The sequence below is a fragment of the Atopomonas hussainii genome (genome assembly GCF_900109735.1).
Classification (GTDB): Bacteria; Pseudomonadota; Gammaproteobacteria; order Pseudomonadales; family Pseudomonadaceae; genus Atopomonas; species Atopomonas hussainii.
The window spans coordinates 188,848-205,351 of sequence record NZ_FOAS01000003.1; the positions used below are offsets into that span (position 1 = coordinate 188,848).

At 59.1% G+C, this 16,504-nt stretch carries 17 protein-coding genes; 8 read left to right on the forward strand and 9 right to left on the reverse strand.

Annotation, left to right across the window (positions count from 1 at the left end):
* Window positions 1–55: 55 nt before the first annotated feature.
* A complete protein-coding gene (locus BMX80_RS03930) occupies window positions 56–913 on the forward strand; it encodes an ABC transporter permease (protein WP_074865342.1) in 858 nt (285 codons plus the stop codon).
* Window positions 910–2,085 carry a quaternary amine ABC transporter ATP-binding protein gene (locus tag BMX80_RS03935; RefSeq protein WP_074865345.1) on the forward strand — a complete coding sequence of 392 codons (1,176 nt, stop codon included), beginning with the start codon at window positions 910–912 and terminating at the stop codon, window positions 2,083–2,085. Before BMX80_RS03930 ends, BMX80_RS03935 begins: the two co-directional genes overlap by 4 nt.
* A 77-nt stretch (window positions 2,086–2,162) precedes the next feature.
* Here the strand turns inward: BMX80_RS03935 and BMX80_RS03940 are convergent, their stop codons facing one another.
* The 5 genes from BMX80_RS03940 to BMX80_RS03960 all read right to left on the reverse strand — a co-directional run bounded on the left by BMX80_RS03940 (window position 2,163) and on the right by BMX80_RS03960 (window position 7,523).
* Entirely contained in the window at window positions 2,163–2,477 is a 315-nt protein-coding gene (locus tag BMX80_RS03940) for a hypothetical protein (RefSeq protein ID WP_074865348.1), read from the reverse strand.
* A gap of 66 nt (window positions 2,478–2,543) precedes the next feature.
* Window positions 2,544–3,278 carry a substrate-binding periplasmic protein gene (locus BMX80_RS03945; protein ID WP_074865351.1) on the reverse strand — a complete coding sequence of 245 codons (735 nt, stop codon included), beginning with the start codon at window positions 3,276–3,278 and terminating at the stop codon, window positions 2,544–2,546.
* Window positions 3,265–4,944 (reverse strand): ABC transporter substrate-binding protein, encoded by a 1,680-nt coding sequence (locus tag BMX80_RS03950; RefSeq protein WP_083394235.1) that lies wholly within the window; start codon window positions 4,942–4,944, stop codon window positions 3,265–3,267. Before BMX80_RS03950 ends, BMX80_RS03945 begins: the two co-directional genes overlap by 14 nt.
* Window positions 4,944–6,179, reverse strand: coding sequence for an HD-GYP domain-containing protein (locus BMX80_RS03955; protein ID WP_074865355.1), 1,236 nt, complete (start codon window positions 6,177–6,179; stop codon window positions 4,944–4,946). The genes BMX80_RS03950 and BMX80_RS03955 overlap by 1 nt, the downstream gene beginning before the upstream one ends.
* 105 nt (window positions 6,180–6,284) lie before the next feature.
* On the reverse strand, window positions 6,285–7,523 hold the full coding sequence (locus BMX80_RS03960) for an NADH:flavin oxidoreductase/NADH oxidase family protein (RefSeq protein ID WP_074865357.1): 1,239 nt from the start codon (window positions 7,521–7,523) through the stop codon (window positions 6,285–6,287).
* Between the two features lie 127 nt (window positions 7,524–7,650).
* Between BMX80_RS03960 and BMX80_RS03965 the strand changes: the two genes are divergently transcribed.
* The 4 genes from BMX80_RS03965 to BMX80_RS03980 all read left to right on the forward strand — a co-directional run bounded on the left by BMX80_RS03965 (window position 7,651) and on the right by BMX80_RS03980 (window position 11,495).
* On the forward strand, window positions 7,651–7,956 hold the full coding sequence (locus BMX80_RS03965) for an ArsR/SmtB family transcription factor (RefSeq protein WP_074865359.1): 306 nt from the start codon (window positions 7,651–7,653) through the stop codon (window positions 7,954–7,956).
* 78 nt (window positions 7,957–8,034) lie between these two features.
* On the forward strand, window positions 8,035–8,994 hold the full coding sequence (locus tag BMX80_RS03970; RefSeq protein ID WP_074865362.1) for a mechanosensitive ion channel family protein: 960 nt from the start codon (window positions 8,035–8,037) through the stop codon (window positions 8,992–8,994).
* 239 nt (window positions 8,995–9,233) lie between these two features.
* The gene (locus tag BMX80_RS03975) at window positions 9,234–10,154 is read left to right on the forward strand and encodes an acyltransferase (RefSeq protein WP_074865365.1); all 921 of its coding nucleotides are present in this window, start codon (window positions 9,234–9,236) and stop codon (window positions 10,152–10,154) included.
* Window positions 10,155–10,292: 138 nt separating this feature from the next.
* Window positions 10,293–11,495: an HD domain-containing phosphohydrolase gene (locus BMX80_RS03980; protein ID WP_074865367.1), complete on the forward strand. Its 1,203-nt coding sequence runs from the start codon at window positions 10,293–10,295 to the stop codon at window positions 11,493–11,495.
* Between the two features lie 44 nt (window positions 11,496–11,539).
* Here the strand turns inward: BMX80_RS03980 and BMX80_RS03985 are convergent, their stop codons facing one another.
* Both BMX80_RS03985 and ald read right to left on the reverse strand, forming a co-directional pair.
* Complete coding sequence (locus tag BMX80_RS03985) at window positions 11,540–12,238, reverse strand: hypothetical protein (protein WP_139214013.1); 699 nt, start codon at window positions 12,236–12,238, stop codon at window positions 11,540–11,542.
* 120 nt (window positions 12,239–12,358) lie between these two features.
* Window positions 12,359–13,480 (reverse strand): alanine dehydrogenase, encoded by a 1,122-nt coding sequence (gene ald / locus BMX80_RS03990; protein WP_074865370.1) that lies wholly within the window; start codon window positions 13,478–13,480, stop codon window positions 12,359–12,361.
* Between the two features lie 188 nt (window positions 13,481–13,668).
* Between ald and BMX80_RS03995 the strand changes: the two genes are divergently transcribed.
* Window positions 13,669–14,649 carry a hypothetical protein gene (locus BMX80_RS03995; protein WP_074865373.1) on the forward strand — a complete coding sequence of 327 codons (981 nt, stop codon included), beginning with the start codon at window positions 13,669–13,671 and terminating at the stop codon, window positions 14,647–14,649.
* Here the strand turns inward: BMX80_RS03995 and BMX80_RS04000 are convergent.
* Window positions 14,598–15,008 carry a MerR family transcriptional regulator gene (locus BMX80_RS04000; protein ID WP_074865376.1) on the reverse strand — a complete coding sequence of 137 codons (411 nt, stop codon included), beginning with the start codon at window positions 15,006–15,008 and terminating at the stop codon, window positions 14,598–14,600. The two genes, BMX80_RS03995 and BMX80_RS04000, sit on opposite strands and share 52 nt — an antisense overlap.
* Before the next feature lie 68 nt (window positions 15,009–15,076).
* Here BMX80_RS04000 and BMX80_RS04005 point away from each other — a divergent pair, with 68 nt between their 5' ends.
* Window positions 15,077–16,150 carry an NAD-dependent epimerase/dehydratase family protein gene (locus BMX80_RS04005; protein ID WP_074865379.1) on the forward strand — a complete coding sequence of 358 codons (1,074 nt, stop codon included), beginning with the start codon at window positions 15,077–15,079 and terminating at the stop codon, window positions 16,148–16,150.
* 34 nt (window positions 16,151–16,184) lie between these two features.
* Here the strand turns inward: BMX80_RS04005 and BMX80_RS04010 are convergent, their stop codons facing one another.
* Window positions 16,185–16,394, reverse strand: coding sequence for a cold-shock protein (locus BMX80_RS04010; RefSeq protein ID WP_071872570.1), 210 nt, complete (start codon window positions 16,392–16,394; stop codon window positions 16,185–16,187).
* Between the last annotated feature and the right edge of the window lie 110 nt (window positions 16,395–16,504).

The following is a 16,504-nucleotide window of genomic DNA, read 5'->3' on the forward strand; positions in this document are numbered from 1 at the left end:
CCAGCACCGGCGGCAGACGGCTGCGTCTGCCGCCGGTGTTTTGTCTGGAGAACGCATGTTTCCTGAACTGATCCCTGCCCGGCAGATGCGCCGCGCCATCGACAACTGGGTCGATGAGCTGGTGGCCAACTACGCCGACACCCTAGAAACCCTGTCCCAGCCGTTCTTAGAGCTGCTGATCTGGATCGAACAGCTGCTGCGCCAATCACCTTGGTGGGCGGTGGTCGGTGCAGTGATTGCGCTGACCTTTGCCATCAGCCGCCGTTGGAAACTGAGCCTCGCCATGGGCGCGCTACTCTCTTGCATCGGCCTGTTGGGCCTGTGGGATCGCGGCATGCAAACCCTGGCGCTGATGATCATGGCCACGGGCTTGTCGGTCGCCATCGGCATTCCGCTAGGCATTCTTATGGCGCGCATCAATTGGTTGCGGCAGATCATGCTGCCGGTGCTCGACGTGATGCAGACCATGCCCAGCTTCGTGTACCTGATTCCGGTGGTGATGCTGTTTGGCCTGGGCAAGATCCCAGCGATTATCGCCACCGTGGTGTACGCCGTGCCGCCGCTGATTCGCCTCACCGATTTGGGCATTCGCTTGGTGGATGCCGAAGTGCTGGAAGCCGCCCGCGCCTTTGGTGCCAACTCGCGCCAGCAGCTTTTTGGCGTGCAGCTGCCTTTAGCACTGCCGAACATCATGGCCGGTATCAACCAGACCACCATGATGGCGCTGTCGATGGTGGTGATCGCCTCGATGATTGGCGCACGCGGTTTGGGCCAAGAAGTACTGCTGGGCATTAATCGTTTAGAGGTCGGCCGCGGCCTGCTCGCTGGTCTTGCCATTGTGGTGCTGGCGATTCTGTTCGACCGGATTACTCAGGCCTTTGGCCAACGTCAGCAAGCGCGGAGGGGTGCATGAGCAAGATTGAAGTCAAAGGCATCTACAAGCTGTTCGGCAAGCAGCCGCAAAAATGGCTGGCCGCCGCGCAAGGTGGCATGAGCAAAGAAGAGCTACTGGCCAAAAGCGGCCACACGCTAGGCCTGCGCGACATTAGCCTGAACATCGAAGCGGGCAGCATTCACGTCATCATGGGCCTTTCAGGCTCGGGCAAGTCGACGCTGATTCGTCACTTCAACCGCCTGATCGAACCGACCGCCGGGCAAATTTTGGTCGATGGCCAAGACGTCACCGCCCTACCGCCGCGCGAGCTGGAAAAATTCCGCCAGCAAAAGATGAGCATGGTGTTCCAGCGCTTTGGCTTGTTTCCGCACCGCAGCGTGCTGGATAACGCTGTCTACGGCCTGAAAGTGCAAGGCGTGAAGCGCGCTGAGCGCGAAGAAAAAGCCCTGTATTGGCTGGAACAAGTGGGCCTAAAAGGCTTCGAGAAGCAGTTTCCCCATCAGCTGTCTGGAGGCATGCAGCAGCGTGTGGGCCTCGCCCGCGCCTTGGCCACCGACGCAGAAATCTTGCTGATGGACGAAGCCTTCTCGGCGCTCGACCCGCTGATCCGCCGCGAGATGCAAGACCAGCTCTTGGTGCTGCAAGAAAAGCTGCACAAGACCATCGTATTTATTACCCACGACTTGGACGAAGCGCTGCGCATCGGCAACCGCATCGCCATTTTGAAAGATGGCGAGCTGGTGCAAGAAGGCACCGCCGAGGACATCCTCCTGCGCCCGGCCACCGACTACGTGGCGGCCTTCCTGCAAGACGTTAACCGCAGCAAGGTACTCACCGCCGCGCACGCTATTCACGGCGGCATCCCGCGCTTAACCCTGACCAGCAGCCCCGCCGAGGCGGTGCAGGCGATGAGCCAAGCCAAGCAGGATTACAGCGCCGTGCTCGACGGCACTCAGCTCAAGGGCGTGCTGACCTTGAACGCCGCCCAGCAAGCCAACGCCAACGGCGACAGCATCACCACCAAGCTGATCGACGTGGCGCAAATCGCCGGCCACACACCGCTGGATGAGCTACTCGGCGACCTGCTCACCGAGCGCCAGCCTGCTGCCGTGGTGGACGAAAACGGCCACTACCGAGGCATGCTCGCCCGCAGCAAAGTGGCGCAGCTGCTAGGCGCCCAAGTGGCTTAAACACTCGTCGCAGCCAAAAAAAGGGGCAAGAAACGCGTTTCTTGCCCCTTTTTTATGCTTGTCCAACAAGCGGATATTCAAGCCGCGTTCGCCAAGCCCGCCTGTCGGCGCTTAAGGCGATAGGTCATGCAACCTGCGAGCAGTAAAGAGCCGTACAACAACTGATACACCGGCAGCGGGCCTAACAGCAGTGTCGGCCAAGTAGCACAGGCCTGATCGCCGCTTAAGAAAGTAGCGCAGCCGAGTAGCCAGTACGGCACCATCACCCACTGCAAATACACCAAAGGTAGCGCCAGCACGAAGCGCAGCGCACGCAAGCCGCCGGGCCAAAACAGAATGCCGGCACCGAGCATAGCTACCAGCAAATTTAACCCCAGCATGAGCCAGAACATCGCGCACCTCCGCCTAAAATCTCACCGTTCACCCTACCGCGTTTGGCACGGGTTGGCCGTTAGCCTTTAGTCCAAGGTGACGCCGTAGCGTTGGTACAGCTGCTGGATTTGCCCGGTGCGATAGAGCGCCAGCAAGGTGCTTTGCAGGCGCTGTTGGCGCAGTCGATCGCTGCGCACGTTGCAGGCCATGGCCTCCATCACGGTCAGAAAGGGCAGTACCTCATGCGGCATCGCCACCTCCGCTTGTTTGGACAACACTTGCGCACTCACTTCGCTGGTCGCCCACAGCGGCGCACGCTGACGCATAAGTTTGTCGGGGTTAAGGCCGTTGTGATTGGAGTAATCGACATTAAAGCCGATCTCCTCCAAGTAATTACCCACCCCAGAACCCATATGACTAAGCACCCGAAAAGCCTTAGCGTTCTCCAAGTCACTCACCGTCAGCGGGTTTTCGGCGGCGGAATACAAGCTAAAACGCGAAATCAGTAGCGGCCCCACCCAGCTGTAGTGAGCTTCACGCTCTTGGCGGCGCTCCAACAACAGCACGCAGACCTCAGGCTTTTTCGTCACTGCCTGCATGGCCCGATTAAGCGGGGCAAACTTGAGCTGATAGGGCTCGCCAGCTTGCTCCATCAGCGTGGCAAGAATATCCACGGCTAGACCTTTAGGTTTGCCGTCGCGATCTTGATAAGACAGCGGCTCACGCGGCCACGCGTAGACAGTCAACTCTGCGCGCACCGGCAACGTCAGCGCGGCCACGCTGAGCAATATCAGCAGCCGTGCCCACTTACTGCCACGCACGCATGGCCTCCTCATAACTTAAGGTCACGCCCTGCGATTTTTCGTGAGCCAAGGCGGGCTTAGGGGCTCCGGGCCGCGCTTGCCACTGCGCGGCAGAAGTCACAGGGTTTAACTTGGGCGCGCAGTGTAGGCCCGTTTTCTCTAACCCCGCCAAGTGCGCGTCCATGGCCTGTGCCAAGTTGCGCATGGCTTGGCCGGCAGTAATACGCCCAGCGATGGCAGGGTGTGCTTCTTTCCACCACAAGCTGGCCATCTCGGCGTAATCCGGCACGTTGGTGCCGGTGGGCGTCCACGCATGTACGGCTTGACTGCGGTAAAACTCCACCAGCCCACCCAGCGAAGCAGCACGCTCGGTCATGGCTTGAGAGAAAATATCCGAACGGCGAATCGGGGTTAATCCGTGCAAGGTTTTATTCAGCGACACACTGCGCGAGACCAGAAACTGCGCATACAACCACGCCGCTTTTAACTGCTCCGGCGGGGTGTTGGTTAGAAACGTCCACGAGCCAGCGTCTTGATAGCCGCTTTTCATCCCCGGCTGCCAATAAGCACCGTGCGGCGACGGCGCGACGCGCCACAGCGGCAGGCCGTCGTCATCCACCACCTCTATGCCGGGGCGGGTGTAATCGGCGGTAAAGGCGGTGTACCAAAAAATCTGCTGAGCGATTTGCCCTTGCGACGGCACGGGTCCGGCTTGGGTAAAGGTCAGCTGGATAGCCTCTGGCGGGGCGAAGCGCTTCAGCCAAAACACATAGCGCTCCAGTGCGTACACCGCCGCAGGGCTATCCAACGCGCCGCCACGCGCCATGCTCGCGCCGACAGGGTGACAACCTTCCACGCGAATGCCCCAGTCATCCACCGGCAGGCCGTTGGGCAAGCCCAGATCACCAACCCCCGCCATGCCCAACCATGCGTCAGATAAGCGCCAGCCCAATGAGGGGTCGTGCGCGCCGTAATCCATATGGCCATACACCGGCAGGCCGTCGATTTTTTTCACGTGGTAGGTAAAGAACTCGGCGATGTCCTCATACGCCGACCAGTTTTGCGGCACGCCTAAGTCGTAACCGTATTGCTGGCGAAAAGCTTTTTGCAGCTCGGGGCGGGTAAACCAGTCATGGCGAAACCAATACAGGTTGGCGAACTGCTGGTCCGGCAGTTGGTACAACTTACCGTCTGGCCCTGTGGTGAACGGTAGGCCGATAAAGTCATCCAGCGCTAGCGTAGGCAAGGTGACGCCGGCGCCGTCACCGACCATGAAATCCGACAGGGCCAACACTTGGCCGCCGCGAAAATGCGCGCCGATCAAGTCGCTGTCGCTGATATAACCGTCGTACAAGTGCAGGCCGGTGTCTTGCTGAGCATTGAGCTTATTGACCACGTCGTCTTCGCCGGTGATTTCGTGAATCACGCGGATGCCGGTTAAGCGGGTAAACAACGGCGCCAGCACTTGCGACTCGTACCAGTGGGTGGCGATGCGCTCGGACACCACGCGCACGGTTAAGCCGCGATACGGCTGCGCCGTTTGGCTAAACCAGCGCAGCTCGGCCAGTTGTTCGTCGGCAGTTAAGGTGGTGGGTTGTAGGTGATCTTGCAGCAGCTGCGCCACATCGGCCTGACTAGGGCTGGATAAACACAACGGCAACAACCAAGCCCACAGTCGCTTCATTAGAACGAGGCCACTCCTGCCCACAGCTCGTTGAGGTTACGGAAATTCCAGTTTTCCGGCGGCTCGCGGCCAATGATTTTGTCGTTGCAGTTGCTGGCGGCCAGATCAATCAGCGCCACCGGAATCGGCGTTTTGCTTTTCGCCGAGAAAAATACTTTTACCACCGGCTTAAGCAGTGCCGCTGGGTTTTGCTCGGTGACTACACCCAGGCGGCCAGATTCCAAGCGCACTAACGAGCCTGTGGGGTAAATGCCGATGGTTTTCACAAAGGCCTGAAACACCGCTTCATCAAAGTGGCCTTTGCTCCACTCGGCCATTTTGCGCAGCGACTCAGCCGGCCCCCAACCCGCTTTGTAAGGGCGATCGGAGGTGATGGCGTCATACACATCGCACACCGCGCCCATCTTGGCGAACAGGCTGATCTCGTCGCCCTTGAGCTTGTGCGGGTAGCCACTGCCGTCGACCTTTTCGTGATGATGCAGGCACACATCCATCACCATCTCACTGACTTGGCCGCCGTCGCGCAGCAGTTTAAAGCCTTCTTCGGGGTGACTTTTCACCGTAACAAACTCGCCATCGGTAAGCTTGCCGGGCTTGTTGAGGATATCCAGCGGAATCATCGCCTTGCCCAAATCGTGCAGCAGCCCAGCCATGCCGGCTTGGTGGACTTGCTCCTCAGGTAGTTGCAGCTGCCGCGCCAAAGCAATCATCAGCGCGCATACCGCTACCGAATGCATATAGGTGTATTCGTCGCGATTTTTCAGCCGCGCCAAGCTAATCAAAGCCCCCGGATTGCGATACACCGAGCTGGCAATTTCTTCCACCAGCTCTTGGCACTGCTCGGCCTCGATGGCCGCGCCCATGCGTGCATCGTTAAACATCGAGACGACTTTTTCTTTGCCCTTGGCGCAGATTTGCGCGGCGCGTTCGACTTCAGCGTCGAGGGAGACTTTCTCTTGCGGCGGCGGTGGCGCAGTCACCGCTGCGGTGAGCTCTTCCTCAATGGCTTCATCCACTTGCTCGCGGGTTTCGCTAACCACATCAGCTTCCACATCCAGCCCTTTGCTGGTGTCGATCCACACTTCGCTGATGCCGCTGTCTAAGATGCGCTGGATGTCTTTAGGGTCTTTGAGCAGAAACTTGCTGCGCCAGAACGGGTGCTCCATCCACGAGCCGCAAAGCTCGTGGAGGAACATACCTTGACGCAACTGAGAGGAAGAAATGCGTTTGAGCATGCCTGCTCGCCCCCAAAAAACGACTTCCGTTTCAGTATAGGCAGCTCATGTATGGGGGCCGCTGAATCTGTGATTTTTTTCGCAGTTTGCGAATTGTCGTGTCGCTTACGCGCGCAGACGACGGGTCTTCCACGTACCCACGCCGTTGTGCCACAGGTTGGCTAAAAACGCCCACAGGCCAGATTCATTCGGCTTAGGCTCGCCGCCACGCCCCATACGCTTAAGCTGGCGCGAATACCAAACCACCTCCATCAAGGCCATGCGATCGACCGTTTTAATGCCAGTGCTAATTGGCTGCACGCTGAATTCAGGATCTTGGCCGACCAGCAGGCGCTTAGGCAAATCCGGTTCAATAGCGAGGCCGCGGGCAATGCCCACCATGTCTAGCGCGCCGCCCTTTAGCGCTTCGGCCATGCCTTGGTGGCTGCGGAAACCGCCGGTAACCATCAAGGGCACCTGCACTTGGCCGCGGATTTTTTCCGCAAACTGCAGGAAGTACGCTTCGCGCGCTAAGGTGCTTTCTTGATGGCGCTTGTTGTCGCTCATCGCCGGGGCTTCGTAAGTGCCGCCGGACAGCTCAATCAGGTCGATGCCTTCAGCCTCTAGCGCTTTGATAACCGCCAACGACTCATCCTCGGTAAAGCCGCCGCGCTGGAAGTCCGCCGAGTTGAGTTTGATCGCCACGGGGAAGTCTTTGCCCACCTGAGCGCGAATCGCACGGTATACCTCCATTACAAAACGCTGGCGCTTCTCGCTGCTGCCGCCCCATTCATCGCTGCGCTGGTTGGTCAGCGGCGAGAGAAACTGGCTAACCAAATAGCCGTGCGCACCATGAATTTGCACGCCGGTAAAGCCGGCCTCTTTTACCAGCCGCGCCGCCGTGGCAAAGCGCTGGATGATGTCGCGAATCTCGCTGTCGGTGAGCGCGCGCGGGGCGGGGAAAAACGCCTGCAGCGCAGGGTTAAATGGCACCGCCGACGGCGCGACGTTCTCCACATTTAAGCCCTTCGGCGCTTGGCGACCGGGGTGATTGAGCTGCACCCACAGCTGAGTATCTTGGCGCGTGCCCGCTTGTGCCCAACGCTTGAGCAGCGGCAAGTCGCGTTCATCTTCAATCGCCACGTTATTCGGCTCGCCCAACGCGCGGCGATCCACCATCACGTTGCCGGTAATCAGCAGCCCCGTGCCGCCATCGGCCCAGCGGCCATAGAGCAACGGCAAGGCTTCGGTCACACGGTTATCGGTAGTGCCCAATGCCTCACTCATGGCCGATTTGCCCAAGCGGTTTTTCACCACGGCGCCACAGGGCAGGGTTAGCGATTGATCTAAAGTGACGGCGGACATGCGGGCCTCCGGAAAAACGAGCCATTGATTGAATGTGTAGCCACACTATTTTTCAGTTCGATATTTGTCAAACTATAAAATTCAAGACCTATGGCACAATGACGCGACATTCGCGCGATGAAACCCCATGAAGCCTACCGCACACCCCCAGCTCGATCAGTGCGAGCAACTGGCCAAAGCCTTTAAGGCGCTGTCTAACCCTAATCGGTTGGCCATGTATATGGACCTCATCCAGCTGGAAGAAACCGAGCACAGCGCTTGCTGTATTGCTGACCTGATCGACCGGTTGGAAATCGGCGCGCCTACCGTGTCGCACCACATCAAAGAACTGGTCAACGCCAACTTGGTGCACGTGCAGCGTGACGGCAAGTTCATGCGCTGCCGTCTGAACCGCGACACCTTTGCCTTGCTTGGGCAGTTCTTCAACGCTTAAGCCCAGCAGCTTTGTGACAACTATGCTGATGACTACACGCGCAGCGCGTTTTGCTGCGCCGACTGCGCAGGAGCGCCCATGGAAAACGTCGATAAACTGACCGAAAACCTGTTGCAGCTGCTGTGGCAGTGGGCGACCACGCCGTGGTTTCAAATCGGCAGTACCGATATCCACCTCGTCCGCTTAAGCGGCTTGTGCTTCATTCTGTTCTTCGCCTGGTGGTTCTCCACCCTGCTGGAGCGCGGCCTGCGCAACGTAGCGGCGCGCGGCAAAGGCACACACATGAACTCCTCGGGCGTGTATGCCTTCACCCGCATTATTCGTTATGCGGTATGGATTATCGGCACTTTAGTCGGCCTCAAGTATCTGGGCCTCGACCTCACCAACATCGCGCTGATCGGCGGTGCGGTGGGCGTAGGTATCGGTTTTGGTCTGCAAAACATCTTCAGCAACTTTATTTCCGGGCTGATCTTGCTGCTGGAGAAAACCCTCAAAGTGGGCGACTTCGTTGACCTGCAATCGGGCGTGATGGGCCGCGTCACCGAAATCGGCATGCGTTATACGCGCATCACCACCAACGACTTGGTCGATATCATCGTGCCGAACTCCGAGTTTATTAACGGCCGCGTGACCAACTGGAGCTTCAACGAAAAGTACCGCCGCATTCATGTGCCCTTCGGCGTGGCCTACGGCGTGGATAAGCACGCAGTGAAAGCCGCCGTGCTGCGCGCGGTAGATGCCGTGCCCGGTTGTATCACCCAAGAAGTTGGCCGCAAGCCCGACGTGTGGCTGACCAACTTTGGCGAGTCGAGCCTCGATTTTGAGTTAGTGGTGTGGGTTGAGCACGACCTGATGGTCTCGCCCGGCGCCACCCATGCGCGCTTTATGTGGGCGATTGAGGACGAGCTGCGCGCAGCGAGTATCGAAATCCCCTTCCCACAGCGCGATTTGCATTTACGCTCCGGCAGCCTGCGCCTTGATCTGGGCGATGATGCCGCGCGCTTACGCGCTATGCCCGGCATCCCCAAGCCCGACTGAAACATTCGGCAATGCTTAATCGCATGACAGCTACGGGCGGCAAACGTACTCTGCACAGGCGTCAAGGCGACGGAGCTGATCCCCTCCCCGCCGATTCAGCCCTGCGGCAGGCATAGGCTGAACGCACTCTCCCCATAACCGGCCTACTTGGCCGGTTTTTTTTGCCCAGCATTTAGACTTGGTCAAGGCGCAGCGCTTTTTTACACTGTGCGCCCCTGCCACGGATTGCTAAACCTGCTATGCGCATCGCCCTTGCCTTTGCCTACCTCAAAGCCAGCGCCATCATCGCTCTGCTGCTGCTCGATACTCTGATCTTGATTGGCCCCATGCTGGCCTTGGCGTTACTGAAACTACTGATCCCCATACCGGCTTGGCGGGCGCTGTGCTCCAAAGCGGTGATGACGATTGCAGAAACCTGGGCCGAAGGCTGCAAGCTGATTTTCGCTTGGCTCACGCCCACGCAGTGGGATATCCGTGGCGGCGCCGGCTTAAGCAAGCAGCGCTCGTATTTAGTGGTGAGCAACCATCAATCGTGGGTCGATATTCCTGCCTTGGTGGTGGCGTTTAACAATAAAACGCCGTACTTCAAGTTCTTCTTAAAGCAAGAGCTGATCTGGGTGCCGCTGCTAGGGCTGGCGTTTTGGGCCTTGGACTACCCCTTTATGAAGCGTTACTCCAAAGCCTTTTTGGCCAAGCATCCGCACCTACAAGGCAAAGACCTAGAGATCACCAAGGCAGCCTGCGCCAAGTTCCGCAACATGCCCGTTAACGTGGTGAACTACTTAGAAGGCACCCGCTGCACACCTGCCAAGCAGGCGGCGCAGCAATCGCCCTATCGCAACCTGCTAAAGCCCAAAGCCGGCGGCATTGCCTTCACCTTGGCAGCGCTGCAAGGCCAGCTCGACACCCTGCTGGATGTCACCCTGATTTACCCCGGCAGCACACCGCCGACTTTCAGCGACTTATTGTTGGGCCGCGTCGCTAAGGTGATTGTCGATATCCAACAAAGCCCGCTCGACGAGCGCTTAAGCGCTGGCGATTACGAGAACGACGCGCTCTTTCGTGCCGAATTTCAGCGCTGGGTCACTACCCTCTGGCAGGCCAAAGATGCGCGCATTGACCTATTGCGCGCCGAAGCCATGCACGAGCAAGACAAATAACTGGCGCCAGCCATTTGTCGGAAACCACTCGAGATAGCCATCATATAGCCACTACCCGCCACACAAATGCGCTAAGTTGAGCTCAAGCGCCTGCACAACAGGCCATCGACTGCTCCGCCACCCACGAGGGACCGGACCATGCACAACGAAGCGCACTACCTACAGCAGCTGCTTAACCTCGGCGAGCAACATCCGGTTGCGGCTGGCCACGCCATCTACAACCGCGAAGACACCTTGCTGATGGGCGCCGGCAGCCCGATTGACGCGCAAGCCCTGAGCCATCTCACCGAACAACCCCTGCGCCAACCGCTACTCAACAGCCTGAGCATTCACGACGGCCTCACCCAGCCGCAACTGTGCCAAGACATAGCGCAGTTACTCAGCCCACATGCCGCGTGGCGTGCTTTGCTCGGCCCTGTGGAAGAGCTCCCCGCGCTGTTTCCGGCCTCTTTGCTGGCACAACACCTCACCGTGATGCGCACGCTGTACCCGGCCCTTTATCAGCGCACCCTGCGCGGCGCACTGCTGAGCCTCTGCCTAGCGCGGCAACTTCAAGCCAGCCACGTCGAGCACATTTGGCTGGCGGCCTTGGGCCGGCTCTGTGGACAGCTGTATCTGCCAGCCGAGTTGATCGGCAAGCACGTGAGCAAAAAGCACCTGCAACTACAGCTAGAGCACTACCCCGAATCCAGCTGGCTGGCTTTACAGCACGACCTGCCTGGCGAAAGCGCCTTGTGGCTAGCGCAACATCAAGAAAGCCTGACGGGCAGTGGTTTTCCCAGTGGCCAGCAAGAACCGGCACCATTAGCCGCGCAGCTACTAGGCATTGGCGATTGGTACGCACTGTTATGCGAGCTGCATGGCGAACTGAGCCTGCAAGCCTGTCGCCCCGCCTTGCAAATGCTCCGCGAACGCTGGCAGAGCGAGGTATTTCAAGCCTTTCAGCATTGCGCCGCGCACACAGCGGCAGACTTTCAGCCCCGCCACAGCCTCACGGAAAATCGCCAGTGGCTGAACGCACTGCTCAATCAGCAGGGCCAAGGGCAAAGCCGCCTGCGCCGCCTGCAGCAGCAACTGGCTGGCATGCCCGCACAACGCAGCGCCAGCGCCTTAATGCTCAACGGACTGGTCAATGAACTGCTGCACACCTGCGCCAGCGCCGGCTTATTGAGCGACGAATACCAACGCTGGGTGCTGTACGTGCACGACCAACGCCTTGAAGCAGCCAGCGAAGAAATGCACGGCCTAGAACTGCAAATCAGCGTGCTCAACCTCGAAATGCAGCGCGCCAACCACTTGGCCGAACGCTTAGGACTCGGCCAAGTGGGGCGTTATCACTGAAGAGGTAGCGCAAGTGCCCGCCGTTTATGACGCACAGAAAGCCATTACTGCGCAGCCGTGTTTGCTGCCTTAGCACGATACAACGCGAGGTGATTGACGATGCACATGTCGATCGCCTCAATCAGGTACATATACGGCTTACTGGCCACCGGCGGCACCAAACAGCGACTGGCGATACGCTGGCCCAGCAGTTCTGTGTCGATATAAACCACGTTAACCGGTGACTTTTCTGGGTTTTCCTGCTCGGTAAAAAAGGCGCGCGTGTACTCCTCATCCCCGGCACTGCGCTCAAACACCGCACTGTCTATGCGCGTGGTTTTTACCTCGCCAGCGGGAAATTCCGTCGGCGTCAGCAGTGCCGCACCGATGGGGCCCGTCAAACCAGCCACCAGCGAACTCTTGCGCAGCTGCGATTGCAGGTTGGCGTACGTCACGAAGTGCCGCACAACGATCTCAGGTTGACTGGCGAGCTCAGGGAAAGCCTCGAAGGCACGATGCGCCAACAAGCGCGTCGCCACGGGCTTAGTCGCATCATCAGCCATGCGATAGATCGCATAAGCGTCACTGGTCACCAGCAGGCTGAAAATTTCCTTTTCGCCCTCATAGGCCGGGCGCAAATCACGAATCACAACCTGCGCGGACTGCTCCAGCCCCGGGTACTCCGGCGGCGGTACAGGTGGCTGACCCGCACATCCTGCAATCGCTAACACACTGACAACCACACCGCATTGCAACATCTTCATGGAATATCCCTTTCTTAGGCCATGGGCTCGCAACAGCGCGAGCGGCACATCCTACTCAAGCCTCAGAGACATTCAATCACCCACAAGCAAAGCAAGGCTCTACCGAACCCATCAACCGCCTTATAAGCGCTCCAGCATTTTCTCAGCACTCAGCCAGCCCAGCCCATGAGCCTGTGCGACGCTTTCACAGGTCAGTTGGCCTTGCGCCACGCTAAGGCCATTACGCAGATGCACATCTTCTTGCAGGGCGCGCTTAGCGCCTTTGTCGGCCAGCGCGAGCACAAACGGCAAGGTCGCGTTATTGAGCGCCAAGGTAGAGGTACGCGCTACGCCGCCGGGCATATTGGCCACGCAGTAGTGCACCACGCCATCGACCACATAGGTGGGCTCAGCATGAGTCGTCGGTTTGGCGGTCGCCACACAGCCACCTTGGTCGATGGCCACATCAACAATCACCGAACCGGGCTGCATTTGCTTGACCAGCTCAGCACTGACCAGCTTCGGCGCGGCGGCGCCAGGAATCAGCACCCCACCAATGAGCAGATCCGCCGTGCGCGCATGCTCTTCCACTGCGGCCACGTTGGAATACAGCGTAGTAATGCGATTGCCGTACAGACTATCCAGACGCCGCAGGGTATCCACGCTCTTGTCCAACACAGTGACATCCGCGCCCAGCCCCACCGCCATGGCCAGTGCGTTGCTGCCCACCACGCCGCCACCCAAAATCACCACCTTGCCCGGCGCCACGCCCGGCACGCCGCCGAGCAGCACACCGCGTCCGCCTTGGGCTTTTTCTAGGCAGTGGGCACCCGCCTGCACCGACATGCGCCCAGCCACCTCGGACATCGGCGCCAGCAGTGGCAAGCGCCCCTGCGCATCGGTGACGGTTTCGTAGGCAATACAGGTCGAGCCACTGGCGATTAAGTCATCGGTCTGCGGGCGATCCGGCGCTAAGTGCAGGTAGGTGAATAGCGTGTGCTGTGGCGTCAGCCGAGCGCGTTCTTCGGCCTGCGGCTCCTTAACTTTCACGATCAGCTCGCTGTCGGCAAACACCGCCGGCGCATCGGCCACAATCTGCGCGCCAGCAGCACGGTAGTCGCCATCACTAAAACCAATCGCAGCACCTGCCGAGCTTTGCACCCGCACCTCATGCCCACGGCGGGTTAGCTCCAGCACCGAGGCGGGCGTTAAACCAACGCGATACTCGTGATTTTTGATCTCTTTGGGCAGACCAATACGCATGGGGAAGTCCTCCAGCCAGCTCACAGACAGTGCTTTGAGTCTAGGTCAGCAAGCTGCCCGGCAAGCGCCAAAGAGTTTCGCCAAGGCGCGAGAAATCGCCAAAAAGACCGCCATTTTTAGGCCATGCAGCTGCCTAACGGCTATGGCAAACTAGCGCCCCGCCAAGCAGGCATGGAGCGCCGTCAGTCATGTATCAATTAGTTTTTTCCGGACAACTTGCCGATAACTGGCAGCAAGCCGAGGTACTACCCGAGCTTGCCCGACTGCTTAAGCAGCCGCCGGAAAAAGCTCAAGTCTTGTTTAGCGGCCGCCGCTTCGTGCTGGCGAAAAACTTGTCGAGCAACAAAGCCCGTGACTTGCGCCTCAACCTGCGCAAAATTGGCGCCCTCGCCGACATCGAGAGCATGCCGCCACCTGCGACTAGCCAGCCCGAGCCCGCGACCGGCAAGCCGTGCCCCAAATGCGGTCACCGCCAGAGCAGCGGCGACACCTGCAACGCCTGCGGCGTGATCTTTCATAAGTTTCTGCAAGCCCAACAGGCGCAGACCATTGCAGCCAATCCGCAGATCAACCACAGCAGCCAAGCCACCGTCGCGCCCGCCAATAAGCGCAGCAACAGCGGCTACTTGCTCATCGGCCTCATCCTCTGCCTAGTCGTCGGCGTCAGCCTGATGATTTGGCAGAAACGCCAAGATGACGACTTTCGCACCCGCTTAATGCAGGCTGGAGTGAGTGAGTTCCACGTCGATGAAGTGGCTCAGCTGCGTGACCTATCGGTACCCGGACGCACCACCATCGTCGCCCTATTGGATTCGCGCTGCGGCAGCTGCAAGCACTTTCAACAGCTGTCCGCCACGCTCAGCCCGCACGCGCCGCAGCTGGCTTTCCGGCATATTGTGGTGCACGACCACGCGGCCTATGCGCAAGCGCTTAGCAAATACAAGGTGCCGATCAACAACACGCCCTACCTGGTGATCTACAGCCCCGACCAACAACCAATGAGCCCCGAACAGGCCAGTCATTCCCGCGAGTACTGGGTTGTGTTTGCCGAGGTCATCAAGGAGGTCGAGCGCGACGAGCGCCTACGCGCCTTCGAAGAAGAGCTCAAAGAACAGCGTCAACGTAAGGAATCCTCTGCTGCAGGCAACAGCTCCGCCGCCAAGGGATAACCATGCTCGCGTGCACTGTGCACAAGCCGCTCCTGCTCCGTGGCTAAAAAGCTATCCAGCCGCGTTAACTGAGCCAAGCGCTCGGCAATCTGCTGGCGCTTCTGCCAGATCAGCAGGGCGCCATCGGCGCAGGTGATTTGGCCATCCGCCTGCAAAGCGACGATCTGGCGAATCTCCTCCAGGCTAAAACCCATCTCTTGCGCATCACGAATAAAGCGCAAGCGCGTTAGGCACGCCGCGCTGTACTGCCGGTAGTTATTGGCGCTGCGTGGCGGCGCCGAGAGCAAACCAATGCGCTCGTAATAACGCACGGTATGCCGGCTGATGCCGGTGTGCTGCTCCACGTCGGCGATACGCATAAACACCTCTTGACTGTCGAGTGTGCTTCACACTTTAGCCTGTTTCTCCCCACACAGGAGAACACCCCATGGCTGACATTCTTATCAGTGGCGCCAGCGGTTTTATCGGCCGCTGGCTATGCCGAACCCTCACCCAACAAGGACACACTGTCTACGCGCTGCTGCGCGACCCCAGCCAACTGCCCAAGCTGCGCGAGCAGTGCACGCAGCTTGGCGGCCGTGGCGAAGCATTGCACGGCATCCACGGCGATATCCGTCAGCCGTTATGGGGCCTTAACGAGCCGCAGCGCTGGCAAACCATTTATCACCTCGCCGCACAATTCGCTTGGCACCTCAGTGCACACACGGCCCGCGCCAGCAACGTGCAAGGCAGCCTGCATGCCGTTGATTTGGCAGCGCAGCAAGACGCGCGCTTGATTCTGATCGGCGGCTTTATGGCCTGTAATACGGACTATCTAGCGGAGCTGGGCATTGATCCGCAGCAGCCCGAACGCAGCGATTGGCCTGCCCTGTACCGCCGCACAGGCGCTTATGAAGCCAGCAAGCTAGAAGGTCTGTTCCGCGCCCAAGCGTATGCTCACGAACGTGAAGTAGCGCTGACGTGCGTACACCCGGCCACAGTCTGCGGCGATGCGCAGCATGGGCAGGTGCCGGTCGAGCAACCCTTCGCGCAACTGCTTCAGGCCTTACAAAAGAAGCGCCTGCGCGCGGTTCCCGGCAGTCCGGCGCATTGGTTACCACTGGTCAGTGCCGACAGCTTAGCGGCGCTGCTGGCCTCGCTCGTCAACGTGCCGGCTGAACAAGCACCGCCCCAGCTGCTGGCGATGGACCCACAGACACCAGCGCTGGGCGAGCTATTGCAACAGCTGGCCGGTGCCTTAAGCGTGCCAGCGCCACGCGGCTATGTGCCGCTGCGGTTACTTGATGGGCTACTGCGCTTACCGTTACTGGCGCGCTACTTGATGACCAGCCGCGAGGGCTTAGCCTTTATCCGTCGCGAGCGCTTAACCGATGCCTATCAAGCCACCGCCCGCTATATGCAGGCACAAGCCCTGCACTGGCCAATCCTGAGTGACTGCTTAGCCCGCAGCGCGCAGTACGCCCTAGCGCAAACGGCAGGCATAAAAAAACCCGGTCAATGACCGGGTTTTTTTGGACTCGCTTAGCGCAACTGAATTAGATCAGTTGAACGCGCTCAGCTTGCAGGCCTTTCTGGCCCTGAGTCACTTCGAAAGTAACGCGCTGGCCTTCAGCCAGGGTCTTGAAGCCCTTGCCTTCGATAGCACGGAAGTGAACGAAAACGTCCGGGCCGCTTTCTTGAGTGATGAAGCCGAAGCCCTTAGTTTCGTTGAACCACTTTACAGTGCCTTCTTGACGATTCGACATAACGAATTTCCTTTGCAAATAAATTGAGTAACCCCGTCTAAAAAAGACGGAGAAGCACTGAGCTGCAAAGGTAAGGAATCGAACAACACGGGGTGGATCTTCTGGATCTA